Origin of the sequence: Rhodococcus sp. ACS1, assembly GCF_002300155.1 — a bacterium.
GTDB classification, from domain to species: domain Bacteria; phylum Actinomycetota; class Actinomycetes; order Mycobacteriales; family Mycobacteriaceae; genus Rhodococcus_F; species Rhodococcus_F koreensis.
Genome location: NZ_NSDZ01000005.1, coordinates 60508 through 76406, shown reverse-complemented (window position 1 = coordinate 76406; position 15899 = coordinate 60508). Strand labels below are relative to the sequence as shown.

The window sequence follows — 15899 nt, the reverse complement described above, 5'->3', positions numbered from 1 at the left end:
GGCAATACTCGGAGTCCTTGGAGTACCTCGCAGTTCTCACGGACGAGAGGGCGTGTGTGAACCATCCCGTAGCGAGCGGCAAGCCTGCGATTCTCACCGTGGACGACGACCCCGGGGTGTCGCGCGCCGTCGCCCGCGATCTGCGGCGCCGATACGGTGAGAAATACCGGATCATCCGCGCCGAATCCGGCGAATCCGCACTCGACGCGATGAAGCAGATGAAGCTGCGCGGCGATCCCGTCGCGGCCATCCTCGCGGACTACCGCATGCCGGCGATGAGCGGGATCGAGTTCCTCGAGAAGGCCATGGACCTGTACCCGGTCGCGCGCCGGGTGCTGCTCACCGCGTACGCCGACACGGACGCGGCCATCGAGGCGATCAACGTCATCGACCTCGACCACTACCTGCTCAAACCGTGGGATCCGCCCGAAGAGAAGCTGTACCCGGTGGTCGACGCCCTGCTCGAGGCGTGGGCGTCGTCCGATCACCACCCCGCCGAGGAGACGAAGGTCGTGGGGCATCGCTGGGCGCCGCGGTCTTCGGAGGTGCGCGAGTTCCTGGCCCGCAACCAGCTGTCGTACCGCTGGTACATGTCGGACGAGCCGGAGGGCGGGCGGTTGCTCAGCGCCGCCGGCGAGGACGGCCGTCGCCTGCCGGTCGTGATCTGCGCCGACGGCGAATGCCTGGTGGAACCGTCGGACACCGAACTGGGCCGGCATCTCGGACTGCGGACCGACCCGTCGGAGAACTTCTACGACCTCGTCGTCGTCGGCGGAGGCCCGGCCGGTCTCGGCGCCGCCGTGTACGGCGCCTCGGAGGGGCTGCGCACCGCGCTGATCGAGCGGACGGCCACCGGTGGGCAGGCGGGGCAGAGTTCGCGCATCGAGAACTACCTCGGGTTCCCCGACGGCGTGTCCGGCGCGCAACTCGCCGAACGGGCCCGCCGGCAGGCCACCCGGTTCGGGGCCGAACTGATCACCACCCGCGACGTCGTGGCGCTCGAGGTCAACGGCTCGGCGCGGACGGTCCGGTTCGCGGACGGCGACACCGTCGACGCGCACACGATCATCCTGGCGACCGGCGTCTCGTACCGGCGTCATCCCGCGCCCGGCGTCGACGACCTCACCGGCCGCGGCGTCTACTACGGTTCCGCCGTCACCGAGGCGGCCCGCTGCACCGACCAGGACGTGTACATCGTCGGCGGGGCCAACTCCGCCGGACAGGCCGCCGTCTACCTGTCACGGGGCGCCCGGACGGTCACCATCGTCGTGCGGGCACAGTCGCTCGAGGATTCGATGTCGTACTACCTCGTCCAGCAGATCGAACGGAACCCGCGCATCCGCGTGCGTCCGTGCACCGAGGTGATCGGCGTCGAGGGCGACGCGCACCTCGAGAAGATCCGGCTGCGCAACAACGCGACCGGCGACGAGCAGACCGTCGACGCCGGATTCCTGTTCCTGTTCATCGGCGCCGCCCCGCGAACCGACTGGCTCGACGGCGTCGTCGCGCGGGACGAGAACGGGTTCGTCGTGTCGGGCCCCGACCTCGTCGTCGACGGCAAGCCGCCGCGCGGCTGGCCCCTCGACCGTCTCCCGCACCACCTCGAGACCAGTGTTCCGGGGATCTTCGCCGCCGGGGACGTGCGCTCGGAGTCGGCGAAGCGGGTGGCGTCGGCGGTCGGCGAAGGCGCCATGGCCGTGATGCTCGTCCACCGCTACATCGGCCAACCATGACCAGGGGCAGACCATGAGCCGACTTCCGTGCGATCCCCCCGAGCTGAGGACGCTGTTCCTCTTCGAGAAGCTCACCGACCACCAGCTCGAGCAGCTCTGCGAGAAGGGGCACGTCGAGCTGATCGAACCCGGCCCGGTGTTCGCGGAGGGTGAGATCGCGACGTGCTTCTACGTGCTGATCGAAGGCGAACTCGTGCTGAGCAAGCTGTCGGGCGGCGAGGAGATCGAGTTCAACCGGACGTCGCAGCGCGGCGTGTACTCCGGGGCCTGGCAGTCGTACCTCGGCGACCGCGCGCCCCAGACGTACACCGCGTCGATGCGCGTCACCGCGCCGTCGAAGTTCTTCGTCCTCGACGCCGACCGGTTCGGGCAGCTGATGCGCGAATGGTTCCCGATGGCCGTGCACCTGCTGGAGGGACTGTTCTTCGGCAACCAGAACGCGAAGCAGGTCGTCGATCAGCGGGAGCGCCTCCTGGCGCTGGGGTCGCTGTCGGCGGGGCTCACGCACGAGCTGAACAACCCGGCGGCCGCCGCGGTCCGGGCGACGGCGTCGCTACGCGACCGGGTGTCGCACATGCGGCAGAAACTCGGTGTCATCGCGTCGGGGGTGTACGACCGGCAGGCGCTGGCCACGTTGATCCGGTTGCAGGAGGAGACCGCCGAACTGGTGGCGAAGGCGCCGACGCTCTCTCCCCTCGAGGCGTCCGACCGCGAGGACGAACTCGGCGACTGGTTCGACGACCACGGCGTCTCCGGCGGCTGGGACCTGGCGCCCACGTTCGTGCAGGCCGGGCTCGACGTGCCGTGGCTGGAACGGATCGTCGCCAGTGTCGACGACGCAGCGATGGTCGAGAGCGCGATCCGCTGGCTCAACTACACCATCGAGACCGAACTGCTGATGAACGAAATCGCCGACTCCACCGCCCGGGTCTCCACGCTCGTCAACGCCGCGAAACAGTACTCGCAGATGGACCGTGCCCCCTACCAGCGCATCGACCTGCGGGAACTCCTCGACAGCTCGCTGGTGATGCTCGGCCGCAAGATCGGCGACTCGATCGCGGTGGTCAAGGAATACGATCCCACGCTGCCGCAGATCCCCGCCTACGCCGCCGAACTCAATCAGGTGTGGACGAACCTCATCGACAACGCGGTCGCCGCCATGAACGGCCACGGCACCCTCACCGTCCGCACCCGGCGCGACGGCGACATGGCGCTCATCGAGATCGGCGACACCGGACCGGGTGTGCCCGAAGAGATCCGGTCACGCATCTTCGAACCGTTCTTCACCACGAAACCCGTAGGCGAGGGAACCGGGCTCGGCCTCGACATCTCCTGGCGCATCGTCGTGAAGAAGCACCGCGGCGACCTGCGCGTGGAATCCGAACCGGGCGACACCCGGTTCCAGGTCCGCATTCCGATCGAACCCGAAGTCGCAGCAGCAGAAGGAGTCACCGATGGGTGAGCTGGACGGAATCGACCCGAATGTGCCGCCGAGCGGGGAAGGCTGCGTCGAATGCGACAGCGCCGGCGGGTGGTGGGTACACCTGCGCCGCTGCGCGCAGTGCGGTCACATCGGGTGCTGCGACTCCTCCCCGGAACAGCACGCCACCAAACACGCCGCCGACACCGGGCACCCCGTCGTGCGGAGCTTCGAACCGGGCGAGGACTGGTTCTGGAACTACGCCACCGAGACGGCGTTCGAAGGTCCCGAACTTGCCCCGCCGCAACATCATCCGATCGATCAGACCGTCCCCGGTCCCGGCCCCCGGGTTCCGTCGGACTGGCAGGCGCACGTTCACTGACTCAGAGCGCATCTGAAAACTCGAGGTAATCGGCGTGTGACTGGTGAGGAATGGGTGAACTCCTGGTAGGTCAGTAGGTGCTTACGCCACGACCCGACCAGGAGTTCACTTGCCATCATCGCTCATCGCACTGTGTCCGTCATGCCCTACCCCGGATTCTGGGATCCGGCATCGGTGCGCGGTGTACTCGTCATCCTCGGTGACCGACGCTCAATGGGCGATTCTCGAACCACTGCTGCCTCCACCCGGCAACACCACCGGCAGCGGTGGCCGACCGGAAAAGCATTGCCGCCGTCTTGTACTCGATGCGATCTTCTATGTCGTGCGGGGTGGGATCGCCTGGCGGCAGTTGCCGTCGGAGTTCCCGCCGGCGATGACGGTGTACGCGATCTTCGCCCGGTGGGTCCGGGCGGGGGTCTGGCAGCGGATCCACGACGCGCTGCGCGATCGGGTGCGGGTCCACGGCGGCCGGAAACCGCTGCCGTCGGCGGCGATCATCGACTCCCAGTCGGTGCAGGGCGCCGACACCGTTGCTCGGTCGAGTCGTGGATACGACGCGGGGAAGAAGACGAATGGGCGTAAACGGCACATCGCTGTGGACTCGAGCGGGTTGCTGCTGGCGGTCGTGGTGACGATGGCCGGGATCCAGGACCGGGACGGCGCGGTCCGGCTGCTGGCTGCGATGCGCGCCCACTGCTCGACGATTTCTTTGGTCTGGGCCGACAGCGGCTATGCGGGCAGGCTAGTCGATTGGGCGAAACATGTTCTGTCCCTCACGGTTCAGGTTGTCAAACGCACCGACGATGTCAAAGGATTCAAGGTTCTGCCCCGGCGGTGGGTGGTCGAGCGGACCTTCGCCTGGATCTGCAAATACCGCCGCTGCGTCCGCGACTACGAGACCAGACCCGACCACCACGAAGCCGTCGTCTACATCGCCATGATCGCGACCATGTCACGCCGACTCGCCCGCACAGCGTGACACGAACGGGAGTTCTCAGACGCTCTCTCAGAGTTGCGCGAAACGCTGTGCCGTCGCCGCGTCCTGCTCGTCGTACCGGGCCAGCGCCGCTTCGAACTTCGCCTTCAGGTCCAGGGCGTAACGCTCGTGCGCGGCGAACGTCCCGACCGCCGAATTCTCTTCCGCGACGCCCGGGCCGCCGATCGCCGTCGCCCGGAACCGCGCGGCCAGTTCCGCCGCCGACCGCAGATGGGTTTCGCCGAGGCCGAAGTTCTCCGGCGCGAGTTCGCGGTGCGCCCGCTCCCGCAGGTCCCGCATGTCCGCCGCCAACACCTCGCACGCGGCGATACACCGCACCAACGCGTCCCGATCCACTTCGAGCCGATCCTCGGTCATCCGTCCCCCTACGGTCGTCGCTCCACCCGCGAGAGAAACTACCCGCTCCCCCGCCGGCAATGCTTCCCTCAGCGCTGCCTTCACACCGAGCGACCGTTATGGTGCAGGTCACCAGGGTCGGCCAACGAAGGTCGCCGGAAACGAAGGATGCGAACTGTGGAAATTCAGGGAACCGCCGCACTGGTCACCGGAGCAGCCTCGGGCCTCGGTGCCGCCACCGCCAAGCGTCTCGCCGACGCCGGCGCCACCGTGTTCGGACTGGACCTGCAGCAGTCCATCGAACGCGCCGGCGACACCGTCCCCGACGGTGTCACCCTCCTCGCCACCGACGTCACCAGCGGCGACGAGGTCCAGGCCGCGATCGACACGATCGTCGAGTCGGGTCTGCCGCTGCGCATCGTCGTCAACTGCGCCGGCGTCGGCTGGGCCGGCCGCATCCTGTCGAAGAAGGGCCCGCACGACCTCGAACTGTTCCGCACCGTCATCACCGTCAACCTGCTCGGCACGTTCAACGTCCTGCGCCTCGCCGCCGACGCCATCTCCAAGACCGACACCGTCGACGAGTCCGGGCAGCGCGGCGTCATCGTCAACACCGCATCCGTCGCCGCATTCGAGGGGCAGATCGGCCAGATCGCCTACTCCGCATCCAAGGGCGGGGTGCACGGCATGACCGTCCCCGCCGCCCGCGACCTCGCCCAGTTCGGCATCCGCGTCAACACCATCGCCCCCGGCATCATCGACACCCCCATGCTCGCCGGCGTCACCGACGAATACCGCAAGGGCCTCGAAGCCGGCGTCCCGTTCCCGTCCCGCCTCGGACAGCCCGCCGAGTACGCACAACTCGTCCAGATGATCGTCGAACACGACTACCTCAACGGTGAGACCATTCGTATGGACGGCGCCCTGCGCATGGCGCCGCGGTAGGCGGCTCCGCCGCCCGTGCGTGGTTAACGAGTCTCTGGACTCTTCAACCGCGCACGGGCGCGAAGCGCCCTAGATGATTGATTCCTTGAACGGATCAGTGGTCGTAGGCGATCAATGATCGCTTGGCAGTGGTGCCGATGTTCCAGTTGTGCCAGATCCCGGCGGCCATCGCCAGCACACGCTGGGCGACGCGGGCGAACACCCCGTGCGTGGTACGGCCACCGTGTTCCTCCAGGCCAAGCTGCCCTTTCAACGTGTGGTTGACCGATTCGATCCACTGCCGCACCCCGCCGAGATTGCCGTTCTTGTACGTTTCGTCCTTACGGTCCGGGCGTAGCAGCTGCAGACCCATCGCGGCGGTGGTGGCGGCGAACTGTGCGCCGGAAAAGCCTTTGTCGGCGAGCAAGATCTGCCCCGACCGAATCAGGTGATGATCGCGTTCGAGCAGCGCGGTCACCACCTCACGCTCACCGAGCTTCGGATTCGCCAGGCACCACATGATCGGCATCCCGTCGCCCGCACAGACCAGATACAGCTTCAGCCCCCAGTAGAAGCGCGAATGGGAAGCGCAATAGCCGTACCCGGCGTGTCCGGCCAGGTCCGACCGCTTCACCGTTTCCCGAGACATCCCGCAGGGCACAGGGGTGGCGTCGGTGATCCACAAATCGTCGAACCAGGATGGTGAGATCCGCGCCAGCGTCTGAATTGCCTTGCACAGCAACCCTCGTGCCGCCCTGACACGTTTGTTGTAGTCCGACTGTCCGGGAATGTAGGGAAACAGGGCACGCAACTCGACGCTGTGGTGGGCGTGCCGGATCCACCGGCGTTCACAATCGAACCCGAGCAGCATCTGTGCCACGGCCAGGGTGAGCAGTTCGGCATCGCTGAGCACGGGCCGCCGACCCCGACCGGAGCGAGGTTCGACGACATGATCGTCGATGAGCACATACAGTTCGGTCAGGAGGGTTTCCAGTTCTTTGGTCACGCTTTGATCTTGGAAACCCTCCGCCTACTCCTCCTCCGCGACACGCTTCAAGGAATCAACCATCTAGGAGGGCTGAAATGGGGTTCTACTCGGACCGGATCGTTCCGCGACTCGTCGACATCAGTTGCGGGATGAAGTTCACCGAACCGACGCGGCGACGCGTCTGCGCCGGGCTGCGCGGGCGCGTGGTGGAGATCGGATTCGGGTCGGGCCTCAACGTCCCGTTCTATCCGGCCGCCGTCGAGTCGGTGAGCGCCGTCGAGCCCGCCGACCTCGGCTGGAAGCTGGCCGGCAAGCGGCTCGCGGAATCAACGACACCGGTCGAAAGGTCCGGCCTCGACGGTCAGTCACTCCCCTTCCCCGACAACAGTTTCGACACCGCACTGTCCACCTGGACGATGTGCACCATCCCCGACGTCGACGCCGCGCTCCGAGAGGTCCTGCGCGTCCTGAAACCCGGCGGCACACTGTATTTCGTCGAACACGGCCTCGCGCCCGACGCCAACGTCCAGCGGTGGCAGCGCCGGCTCGAACCGATCCAGAAAACCGTCGCCGGCGGTTGCCACCTCACCCGCGACATCCCCGCCCTGCTGACGAACGTCGGTTTCGACATCCAGGACCTCGACCGCTTCTACGAGACAGCCGCACCGAAAATCGTCGGCGCCTACTCACTCGGGGTTGCGGCTTCGCCACCCGTGCGCGCCTGAGGAGTCCAGGGACTCGTCAACCACTCACGGGGCGCTAGGCTGCTGTCGATCCGTGAACAGACGAGGGGGGCTTCGTGGGGACGTTGAAAGCTGATCTGGAGCAGCTCGACAAGCTGGGGGGAACTTTGCGCGCACTGGCCGACGAGGCCGGTGGTCTGCGAACCGGTCCGGCGGCAGGACCGTTCGCGTCCACGCTTGGAGGTGTGATGAGCTCCGTCATCGAGGCATCCGGCATCTCCGCGGATCTCGTGGATGCAGCGCTCGTGCCGGCGATCAAGGAACGACTCGGCGAGACCGGCGACGTGATGATCCATGTCGCGCAGGAGTACCGGAACCAGGACGAATCGTCAGCCGACCGGTTCGTCGCCGCCTACACGAACGCCACCGGCGAGTGGAGCGGCGAAGCATGAGCCTCACTCGCACCCAGATCGACTCCTGGAATCCCGCGACTCTGACCGAGATCGGTGACGCATGGATCGCCATCGGCACCAAGGTCGAAGATCTCTTCACCCGATACGTCGACGGCGTGACCAAGGTCAACGACACCTACTGGGAGGGCAAAACCGCCGAGGCCGCCCAGAACCGGGCGAATGCCGACAAGAAGACGGCGCTTGTCGTGGTCGATCAACTGGAAGCACTCGCCAACCGTGCGAAGCAGGGTTTCCACGACGTCGACGCACCCCTGCAGCGGGCGCGGATGGCGATCGTGGCCGCCGAGTCTGCGGGTTTCCGCGTAGCCGACGACCTGACGGTCACCGATCCCGGGACCCCCGATCCCGACAACGATCGCGTGAACGACATGACCGGGTGGCAACGCGACATCGCCGACGCCGCGTCCGCGACGGAAACTGCCGACGCAACCGTCAGGGACGCACTCGCTTCCGCTCGCGACGGGCTGCGGGCAACGTTCACCTCAGCCGCGGCGCTGGGCTCCGATCAGGGTGTGTCCGACGGTACGCAACTCGTCTCCGACCCCGCCGGATTGAATCCCGAGCAGGTCCAGAGACTGACCGAGGCCGGGGAACTGACTCCCGAGCAGCTCGACGCCGTGAACTCCGGCAACGCCGCGACGATCCCTGCGTCGCAGATGGAGTACCTGAATCAGGTCAGCCGGTCACTGGACGGAAAGAGTCCACAGGAGATCCAGCAGATCATGGACAAGCTACCTCCGGACTCTGCGTGTGCCCTGGCGAACTCGCTTCAAATCGTGTCGAACGACAAGATCACGGCCACCGTCAAGGGCGACTCGCAGGTGCCGACAACCGGCGGCCTGAACCTGCTACCCGACAAGATGGTCGAATCGCTGACCCGGGACGATCTCGTGACCCGCGGTTTCAAGATGGTCGGGCCCACCGGTGCATCCAGCGTCGAACTGAACGGAGTCGCCGACAACCAGGCGATCGCCGACATCGTCCAGGCAGGCGATGCGCAGTACAAGAGCGGCAGCAGCCTCGATCAGCACCTTCTGGAGGTCGGTCGCCAGTACCTCGACGCCCAGGTCGCGCACGAACAGAACCCGAACCACAAATTCGAGTACTTCACGGTCGACGGCCGGGGAACCGAGAACACGGCGATCACCGAAAGCATATTCACCGCCGTCGGCGACGACAAGATCGCCGTCCAGCACGCGGTCACGCAGCCCGACACCGGCCAGAATCTGGTGCGCGACGTCCTCACTCACAACTGGTCCGACAACGGGCAAGCAGCAGCCTCGATGTTCCGGTTCGACGACGCAGAGGCCACTGTCGAGGACCCCCACAACCCGGCCGACGTCGAAGCCGCGACACGCCGCGGGCAGATCATGTCAGCCGTCGCCGAGAACATGAGCACCGACTGGGACACGTTCCGGGGAATACCCGGCACCGACGGGCAATCCGTCGGAGAGGTCAACCCGGACCTCCTTCGGACCATGTCCCACAGCATGAGTCCGTACATCAGCGACCTCGCGGGCGCCGGCCGACCAGAAAACCCCGGCTTCGACATCGGCACCTGGGCAGACCCCGCCGACAACAACCACTTCGGCGGCTCGTCGAACGTATTCGCCGTGATGAACACCGACCCCGAGGCCGGAACACACTTCACCCAGTCCTCGATGCAGGAAATCCTTGCCGCGGAGGGCCGGTACGCACACGACCCCGCGGCACCCCTGGCCGGTGGCGACCTCTCCACCGCAGGCCGAATCCACGGCCTCATGGACAGGGGACTACTCCTCTCGACCGAGGACAGCTACAGCGACAAGGCCGAGCAGGCGCAGGCAATCTACGACCGCAAAGCGGCGGCATACGGCGCTCTCACCAGCATCGGCTCCGTAGGCCTGGACCGCCTTCCCGGCGGGGAATTCATCAACACCATGATCGACGCGGGCGGCGACCCCCTGAAAGACGCCGTCATCGGCAAGGCGCCGGGGCCGGCACCCTCCGTCGCCCTGGAAGCTCCGGACTTCTACCGCGACTACTACAACATTCTCCAAGCGACGCCGGAGCTTCCCGCGAGCTTCCGAGGGGATTACCCCTGGGCATTCGACGGTTCCGGAGAGCTTCGGAGTTGGGAGGATGTCCAATCCGATCCTGCCACCCGTTCACTCCTGAAAGACGGCTATCAGACGATGTTCAGTCGTCTCGGCAATCCAGCAGACGGCAATGGCGAGCGTATGCGCAACGGGTACGACGATGTGGTTCGCAATGACGGTTGATCGCAGGAGTTCCCAGTGGTTCGTGGCGATCGCGGCTACGACAGCCCTCGTCGCGGGCTGCGCACCCAGCGTTGGAAATGAGATCGCCTCCGTCGAACAGTCACCCGCCATCCTCTACACGAACGTGTGGTCCGCCGATCCTGGCGTCAATCTGGTGCAGCGCGGACCTGAGTTGGTGCGAGGAGCCTACGAGGCAGCCGACTACACGCGGTTCGTCGGTCAGGCCCAGTCCTTTCCGGGATATCCCGCGGCAGTCGGTGGCCCCACTCGACCGGGTAACCCCGACAAGGAAGAGTTCTTCACCTGGCTCGAGCCAGGTGAGGACGTGCAAGTTCCCCTGACCAATTTCCTCCACATCACTGAATATGAAGAGACAGGTCCAGGTATCGGGGCAACCGTGTGCAGCTACAACCTGCATGCAGACCCGGGCCCGAATTTCAGTGTGGAAGGGCTCAATGCGGCGTTCCGTGTCGAGCTGGAACGGACCGCCGACGACCCGGGGCAGCCGGGAATTCCCGACACCGACCCTGCCCAGCAGGACGCTCGTGCGAATCGGGTGCCGACGTGGAATGTGTTCGAGGGCTGGAAGATCACCAAGCTCCACTACCTGCGCCGGCTGGACGGTGATGTCATTCCTCAGGGGTGCACGGACTGGTGGCAGCAGCAGTTCCCGGCATTCGCCGCGAATGCGTCCGGCAACCTCGTTCCGCCTCCCGGTTTCGAGCCGCCGACGATGCCGGTCGCCGTCCAGTATCCGGAGTGGATCGGGCCCGCGAATTCGGAGTAGGCGGCTTCGCCGCCCGTGCGTGCGTAAGGAGTCCCTGGACTCGTCAACCGCTCACAGGCGGCGGCGCCGCACGTCGTCGACGTAGAACAGGATGAGGGCGACGATGAGGAGGGCCGCGGGGATCCAGGCGGCGGATCCGCCGAAGTAGCGGGTGGCGAAGGCGCCGAGGACGGCGCCGCCCGCGAAGCTGCTCACGATGGCTGCGTACACCCGGGTGTGCCGCCGCGATTCGGGGATCTTCTCGATGAATCCGGCGTACGCCGCCTCGGTGAAGCGCATGAGGTTGCCGGTGGTGGCGACGGCGATGTAGGACAGCGATCCGATGGTGCGGAACAGGCCGAACTGCATGGCCGCGACGAACGCGATGGGCACGGTGACGAGCGCGTTGGGGACGTCCGGGGGGACGAACGCGACCGCGACGAGGACGACGATCTGCGCGACCATCGCGATCCGGATCGGGTGGTCGAAGACGCTGTGGGCGAGTTCGCCCTTGAGCAGGTGCGCGAATGCGACTCCGACGATGAACGCGAGGATCGGCCACAGGTGTGCGCGTGCGGCGTGGAAGTGCCGCTCGGACAGGTCGATGGCCATGAGGATGACGTTGCCGGTCTGGGCGTTCGCGAAGACGCCGCCGCGGCTGATGTAGGTGTAGGCGTCGAGGAAGCCGCCCGCGGCGGTGAGGAGCAGCGCGAACCGCAGCGTCGTGGATGTCTTCGGCACCTCCACCTGACCACCCCTACCGAATCGGGCCCTGCATTGCAGCCTAGAGGTCGGATGCGAGCGGGATCTCGTTCTCGGCCCGATCCGACATCCATTCGCGCAGTACTTTCGTGGCGATGACGTCGTCCTCGTTGTATTGCAGCAGTCGTTCGCGCTGGGTGAGGTCGGGTTCGCCGTCGTAGCCGACGGCTTCGCGGTACCAGCTCATGGATGCTTCGCCGCCGGCGTCGGCGTCGCGCCACCGGAATCCGGCGACGGGGGCGATCTTCTTGAGGCCCTTGCCGCCGGGGCAGATGAACTGGTCGCTGATCGCCTGGTAGATGTCGACCCATTGTGGGCTGTCGATGAATTCGCGGATCTCGGCTTCGGTGGGGATGCCGGGCGTCCCAGCGAACCGGCGGGCGGAGTCCAGCAACCACTTGTCCTCGGCGGACCGCGAATAGCAGTAGGCGGCGAAGGTTCTGCCGCTCAGGGCCGCCGCTTCCCGCTCGGCCATCAGCCACGTCCAGAATTCCGCGAACGACCGGGCCTCGTCCTGCGTCGGCACCGGGTCCCAGCTGACGAACGGCCGGTACGCGGACACCCCGTCCACGTTGAGCAGTGTCCCCCACAGGTAGGCGCCGTGCTCCTGGTAGCTCTCCATGTCGACGTCGACCTCGACGTCGGCGCGCGTCACCCGGATCTCGGGGAAGCGTCGCACCAGCGGCGCCCCCGCGAGCCAGGCCTTGGCGGTGACGACGGCGTCCTCGAACGCGCCGTGCGGCCAGTCCTCGAGGGGTTCGCGGTCCCATGCGGCGAGGTCGTCGATGGTGTGGCAGCCCGCGTCGCGCAGCATGTCGGCGCGCGACCCCGTGGCCACCAGGCTCACGTCGTGCGTCTGTGTCAGCTGTTCCTCGCACCCGGGCCACCACGGGCAGGACCGGCATTCGCCGATCCTCGACGGCACTGTCGCCGATTCCCCGCGGGCGACGGCGAGCCGGTCGGCGAAGCGTTCGTCGTAGTCGTCGAGGATGGTGGTGAGGTCGTGCACGTAGATGACGTCGGAGCCGTAACCGATGGCGCCGGCCACCAGGGCGGGACTCGCCAGCCCGTGCCGCTCGAGCATCCGGTACACCTGCGCGACGCGCATCTGGTCACGGACCTGGCTGCGGGGCTTCCGCGCCACGTCCTCCTGCGGTTGCCACTCGAACATTCCCGACGTCACCGCGCCGCGGCCGGGATCGGTGACCTTGTGGTTGACGACGATCACCGGGATGTACCCACCGTGGTCCTCGTCGCGGAGCAGGATCTCGCAGCGCGCCCTCCGGCCGGCGTCGCGGTCGAGCGGGAGCACGGCCCCCCAGATGCGGTCCACGCCCGCCTCGCATGCGGCGAGGGTGTCCTCGGAGCGCCGGCGCAGGCTCTGCTCGGTGTCGATCTGCACCCACCGTTCCGGTGCGTGCTCGGTGAGGGTCCGGCGGACCTCGTCACGTTTGGCGGCGGCGGCATCCTGGCGCTGGCGGACGCCCGGGTCCTCCGGCGCGGCCGCGAGTTGTTCGGGGAACGCCGCGTCGAGGTGCACCCGGTGGCGGCACCGCGTCAGGGCGCTGGCATCGATCACCGTCCCCGACACCTTTCCGGGAGAGGCGTCGGGTTCTGATTGCTGACCGATATGGGAACACACGATGACGAAGATTATGTGCTCCCCTAGGCTGATCCCGAAGCACCGGATGCAGTTGGTAGCGTGGGCTCCGCTGAAACACCAGGAAAAGGGGTCTTTTCGATGGGGTTGTTGAAGAAACGTAAGTCCCGAGCCACCCGCAAGGCGGAAGCCAAGGCACTCCGGCACAAGGCTGGAGTGGAGGCGAAGCTGAGCGCGAAGAACGAACGGAAACGCGACAAGCAGGCCGCGAAGGCCGGGCGCAAGCTCGAGGCCGCCGAACTGAGGTCGCTGAAGAAGGTCGAGAAGGCTCAGATCGCTGCGTTGAAGGCCGAGGAGAAGGCCGCCGCCCAGAAGGGTTTCACGGTCGCCGCCGTCCGCAAGTACCTCGGCGTCGCTCGACTGCTGACGCCGGTGCTGCTGCCGATCGCCTACCGCGCCGCCACCGTCGTGCGCGGGCAGATCGACGCCCGGCGTGCCGACCGGATGGGCATCGACGTCGACCAGCTCGCCAACTTCACCGGGCACGGCGCCAAGCTCAGCGCCCGCATCGCCGGTGCCGAAAGCACCACCACGGAGATCCTCGCGCAGAAGCCGGACGACGCGGAGACGCAGAAGTTCGCCGCCGCCATCCGCGACCGCCTCAGTGATCTCAACACCGCCGTCCGCGCGGCCGAGCAGATGCCGCAGGCCCGCCGCAAGGCCGCCCATCACGCCATCTCGTCCGAACTCGACGGAGTCGAAGCCGATCTCCTCGCCCGCCTCGGCGTGCGCTGAACGACCCGACCACTCGATGTCCCCCGCCCGCCCCGCCGCGACCGCCACCCTTCGTGGGTCGGCGGTCGGTGCGCTCGTCGCCGGTCTCGCGGTCGCGGCGCACGGCATCGGCGGGGGCGGCCTTCCCGAATCCGCGGCCCTGACCCTGCTGCTCGTCACGTGCAGCGGTGTCGGCGCGGTCACCGCACAACTGCCCGCCCGCTTCCACGGACCGCTCGCACTCGTGGCGGCCCTCGGCGCCGGCCAGGTTGCCGCGCACTTCGCGCTCACGCTCACCTCGCACCTGCACTCGGCGGTCCCCGCCGTGCCGATGGTCGCCGCGCACGCGGCCGCCACCGTCGTCTGCGCGCTGCTGATCGCCAACGCCGAGCGGCTGTACGGTCCCCTCGTCCACGTCTGGCGGGTGGTTCTGCGCGGTGAACCGCAGCCCGTCTCGGCAGCAAAAACGGCGCACCTCCCCGCGCGTCCCGCGAATCCCGTGGACGCCCTCCTGCGCGCGAGCATTTCGCGTCGCGGCCCACCGGTCCTGGTCTGATTCTCACCTTTTCTCCCTTCAGACCTTTCAAAGGACCTTTGATGAATTCCCTCGTTTCCCGTGCCCTTTTCACGGCCGGTGCGGCCGGTGGCGCCATGCTGCTCGCGGCCGGTGTGGCCGCCGCCCACGTGACCGTCGTCGCCCCCGGCGCCGAGCAGGGCGGCTACTCCGTCCTGACGTTCCGCGTTCCCACCGAGTCCGAGACGGCGTCTACCACCAAGCTGACCGTCACACTCCCCGACCTGAAGTCGGCCCGCACCACACCGATGCCGGGGTGGACGTCCGTCGTCGAGAAGGACCCGACGTCCCAGGTCGCGAAGTCTGTGACGTGGTCCGCCGACCCCGGTGTCGGTGTCGCGCCCGGGCAGTTCCAGCAGTTCGAGCTGTCCGCCGGACCGCTGCCGGAGCAGGAAGACGTGTCGTTCCCGGCCACCCAGACGTACAGCGACGGGGAGGTCGTCAACTGGGATCAGGCGGAAGGCCCCGACGGCGCGGAGCCCGACAAGCCGGCCCCCACCCTGACGCTCGCCGCGGCGAGCGGTGAAGACCACAGCCACGACGCCGGCGGCGCCACGACGTCCGAGGAGACCGAGACGACGGCGTCCGGCACCGACGACACCGCCCGCTGGCTCGGCGGCATCGCCCTGGTCCTGGGCGCACTCGGTGCGGCGCTCGGTCTCGGCGCGATGGTCCGGAGCCGTCGAAAATGAGACGACACACCACTTTCACGTCGGTGAAGGTGATCGCGGTCGGACTGCTGACAATGCTCGCGAGCATGCTCGGCGCCGGCACCGCTCTCGCCCATTCCGTCGTGATCAGCTCCACCCCCGAGAACGGCGCGGAAATCGCGTCCGGCCCGGAACGGGTGAGCGTCACGTTCAACGAGGCGCTGCAGGAATCGTTCGCGTCGCTGACCGTGGTGGGACCCGACGGGAACCTGTGGACCAAGGGCGACCCGGTCGTCGAAGGGCCCACGGTCAGTGCCGAACTCGGCGAGCTGGGACCGGCAGGCGTGTACACCGTCGCGTTTCGCGTCACCTCCGCCGACGGGCATCCGGTGAGCGGGACCCGCACGTTCACCCTCACCCAGGAGGGGTCGGGCACACCCGGCGCCGCGGCCGACAGCTCGGGTGAATCCGGCAGTGGCGGAGTTCCGCTGTGGCCGTTCATTGTTGCCGGTGTGCTCGTGTTCGGCGGCGGGCTGTGGTTCGCGCTTCGCAAGCCTCGCGGCGAGAACTGAGCAC

At 67.4% G+C, this 15899-nt stretch carries 17 protein-coding genes; 13 read left to right on the top strand and 4 right to left on the bottom strand.

Annotated elements, in window-relative coordinates:
- Nucleotides 1-56 precede the first annotated feature (56 nt).
- The 4 genes from CJ179_RS21100 (at nt 57) to CJ179_RS21085 (ending at nt 4514) form a co-directional block, all read left to right on the top strand.
- On the top strand, nt 57-1733 hold the full coding sequence (locus CJ179_RS21100; RefSeq protein ID WP_072938720.1) for an FAD-dependent oxidoreductase: 1677 nt from the start codon (nt 57-59) through the stop codon (nt 1731-1733).
- A 13-nt stretch (nt 1734-1746) separates the two neighbouring features.
- Complete coding sequence (locus tag CJ179_RS21095; RefSeq protein WP_072938722.1) at nt 1747-3195, top strand: ATP-binding protein; 1449 nt, start codon at nt 1747-1749, stop codon at nt 3193-3195.
- On the top strand, nt 3188-3535 hold the full coding sequence (locus CJ179_RS21090) for a UBP-type zinc finger domain-containing protein (protein WP_072938725.1): 348 nt from the start codon (nt 3188-3190) through the stop codon (nt 3533-3535). The genes CJ179_RS21095 and CJ179_RS21090 overlap by 8 nt, the downstream gene beginning before the upstream one ends.
- Nucleotides 3536-3698: 163 nt before the next feature.
- Nucleotides 3699-4514, top strand: coding sequence for an IS5 family transposase (locus CJ179_RS21085; protein ID WP_179377652.1), 816 nt, complete (start codon nt 3699-3701; stop codon nt 4512-4514).
- Between the two features lie 27 nt (nt 4515-4541).
- Here CJ179_RS21085 and CJ179_RS21080 read toward each other — a convergent pair whose 3' ends face one another.
- The gene (locus CJ179_RS21080) at nt 4542-4889 is read right to left on the bottom strand and encodes a hypothetical protein (protein WP_072938728.1); all 348 of its coding nucleotides are present in this window, start codon (nt 4887-4889) and stop codon (nt 4542-4544) included.
- Nucleotides 4890-5045: 156 nt separating this feature from the next.
- Between CJ179_RS21080 and CJ179_RS21075 the strand changes: the two genes are divergently transcribed.
- Nucleotides 5046-5813: an SDR family NAD(P)-dependent oxidoreductase gene (locus tag CJ179_RS21075; protein WP_072938731.1), complete on the top strand. Its 768-nt coding sequence runs from the start codon at nt 5046-5048 to the stop codon at nt 5811-5813.
- A gap of 94 nt (nt 5814-5907) precedes the next feature.
- Here the strand turns inward: CJ179_RS21075 and CJ179_RS21070 are convergent, their stop codons facing one another.
- Nucleotides 5908-6798: an IS982 family transposase gene (locus CJ179_RS21070; protein ID WP_095862798.1), complete on the bottom strand. Its 891-nt coding sequence runs from the start codon at nt 6796-6798 to the stop codon at nt 5908-5910.
- A gap of 77 nt (nt 6799-6875) precedes the next feature.
- Between CJ179_RS21070 and CJ179_RS21065 the strand changes: the two genes are divergently transcribed.
- From CJ179_RS21065 to CJ179_RS21050, 4 genes are all read left to right on the top strand, one after another.
- A complete protein-coding gene (locus tag CJ179_RS21065) occupies nt 6876-7505 on the top strand; it encodes a class I SAM-dependent methyltransferase (RefSeq protein WP_095862797.1) in 630 nt (209 codons plus the stop codon).
- A gap of 74 nt (nt 7506-7579) precedes the next feature.
- Nucleotides 7580-7915, top strand: a complete 336-nt coding sequence (locus CJ179_RS21060) for a hypothetical protein (protein ID WP_072938737.1) — start codon at nt 7580-7582, stop codon at nt 7913-7915.
- A complete protein-coding gene (locus CJ179_RS21055) occupies nt 7912-10197 on the top strand; it encodes a hypothetical protein (protein ID WP_095862796.1) in 2286 nt (761 codons plus the stop codon). Before CJ179_RS21060 ends, CJ179_RS21055 begins: the two co-directional genes overlap by 4 nt.
- Nucleotides 10187-10984, top strand: coding sequence for a hypothetical protein (locus tag CJ179_RS21050; RefSeq protein WP_095862795.1), 798 nt, complete (start codon nt 10187-10189; stop codon nt 10982-10984). The genes CJ179_RS21055 and CJ179_RS21050 overlap by 11 nt, the downstream gene beginning before the upstream one ends.
- 51 nt (nt 10985-11035) lie before the next feature.
- On the opposite strand, the gene CJ179_RS21045 is transcribed toward CJ179_RS21050, so the two are convergent.
- Nucleotides 11036-11710: a YoaK family protein gene (locus tag CJ179_RS21045; protein WP_072938743.1), complete on the bottom strand. Its 675-nt coding sequence runs from the start codon at nt 11708-11710 to the stop codon at nt 11036-11038.
- Between the two features lie 37 nt (nt 11711-11747).
- Nucleotides 11748-13304, bottom strand: coding sequence for a TM0106 family RecB-like putative nuclease (locus CJ179_RS21040; RefSeq protein ID WP_095862794.1), 1557 nt, complete (start codon nt 13302-13304; stop codon nt 11748-11750).
- A 162-nt stretch (nt 13305-13466) separates the two neighbouring features.
- Between CJ179_RS21040 and CJ179_RS21035 the strand changes: the two genes are divergently transcribed.
- From CJ179_RS21035 to CJ179_RS21020, 4 genes are read left to right on the top strand one after another with little or no spacing between them, the layout of a single operon-like run.
- Nucleotides 13467-14120: a DUF6474 family protein gene (locus CJ179_RS21035; protein WP_095862793.1), complete on the top strand. Its 654-nt coding sequence runs from the start codon at nt 13467-13469 to the stop codon at nt 14118-14120.
- A gap of 16 nt (nt 14121-14136) precedes the next feature.
- The gene (locus CJ179_RS21030; RefSeq protein WP_072938749.1) at nt 14137-14655 is read left to right on the top strand and encodes a hypothetical protein; all 519 of its coding nucleotides are present in this window, start codon (nt 14137-14139) and stop codon (nt 14653-14655) included.
- Between the two features lie 41 nt (nt 14656-14696).
- Entirely contained in the window at nt 14697-15365 is a 669-nt protein-coding gene (locus CJ179_RS21025) for a YcnI family protein (protein WP_072938751.1), read from the top strand.
- Nucleotides 15362-15895, top strand: coding sequence for a copper resistance CopC family protein (locus CJ179_RS21020; RefSeq protein WP_072938752.1), 534 nt, complete (start codon nt 15362-15364; stop codon nt 15893-15895). Before CJ179_RS21025 ends, CJ179_RS21020 begins: the two co-directional genes overlap by 4 nt.
- Nucleotides 15896-15899 lie beyond the last annotated feature (4 nt).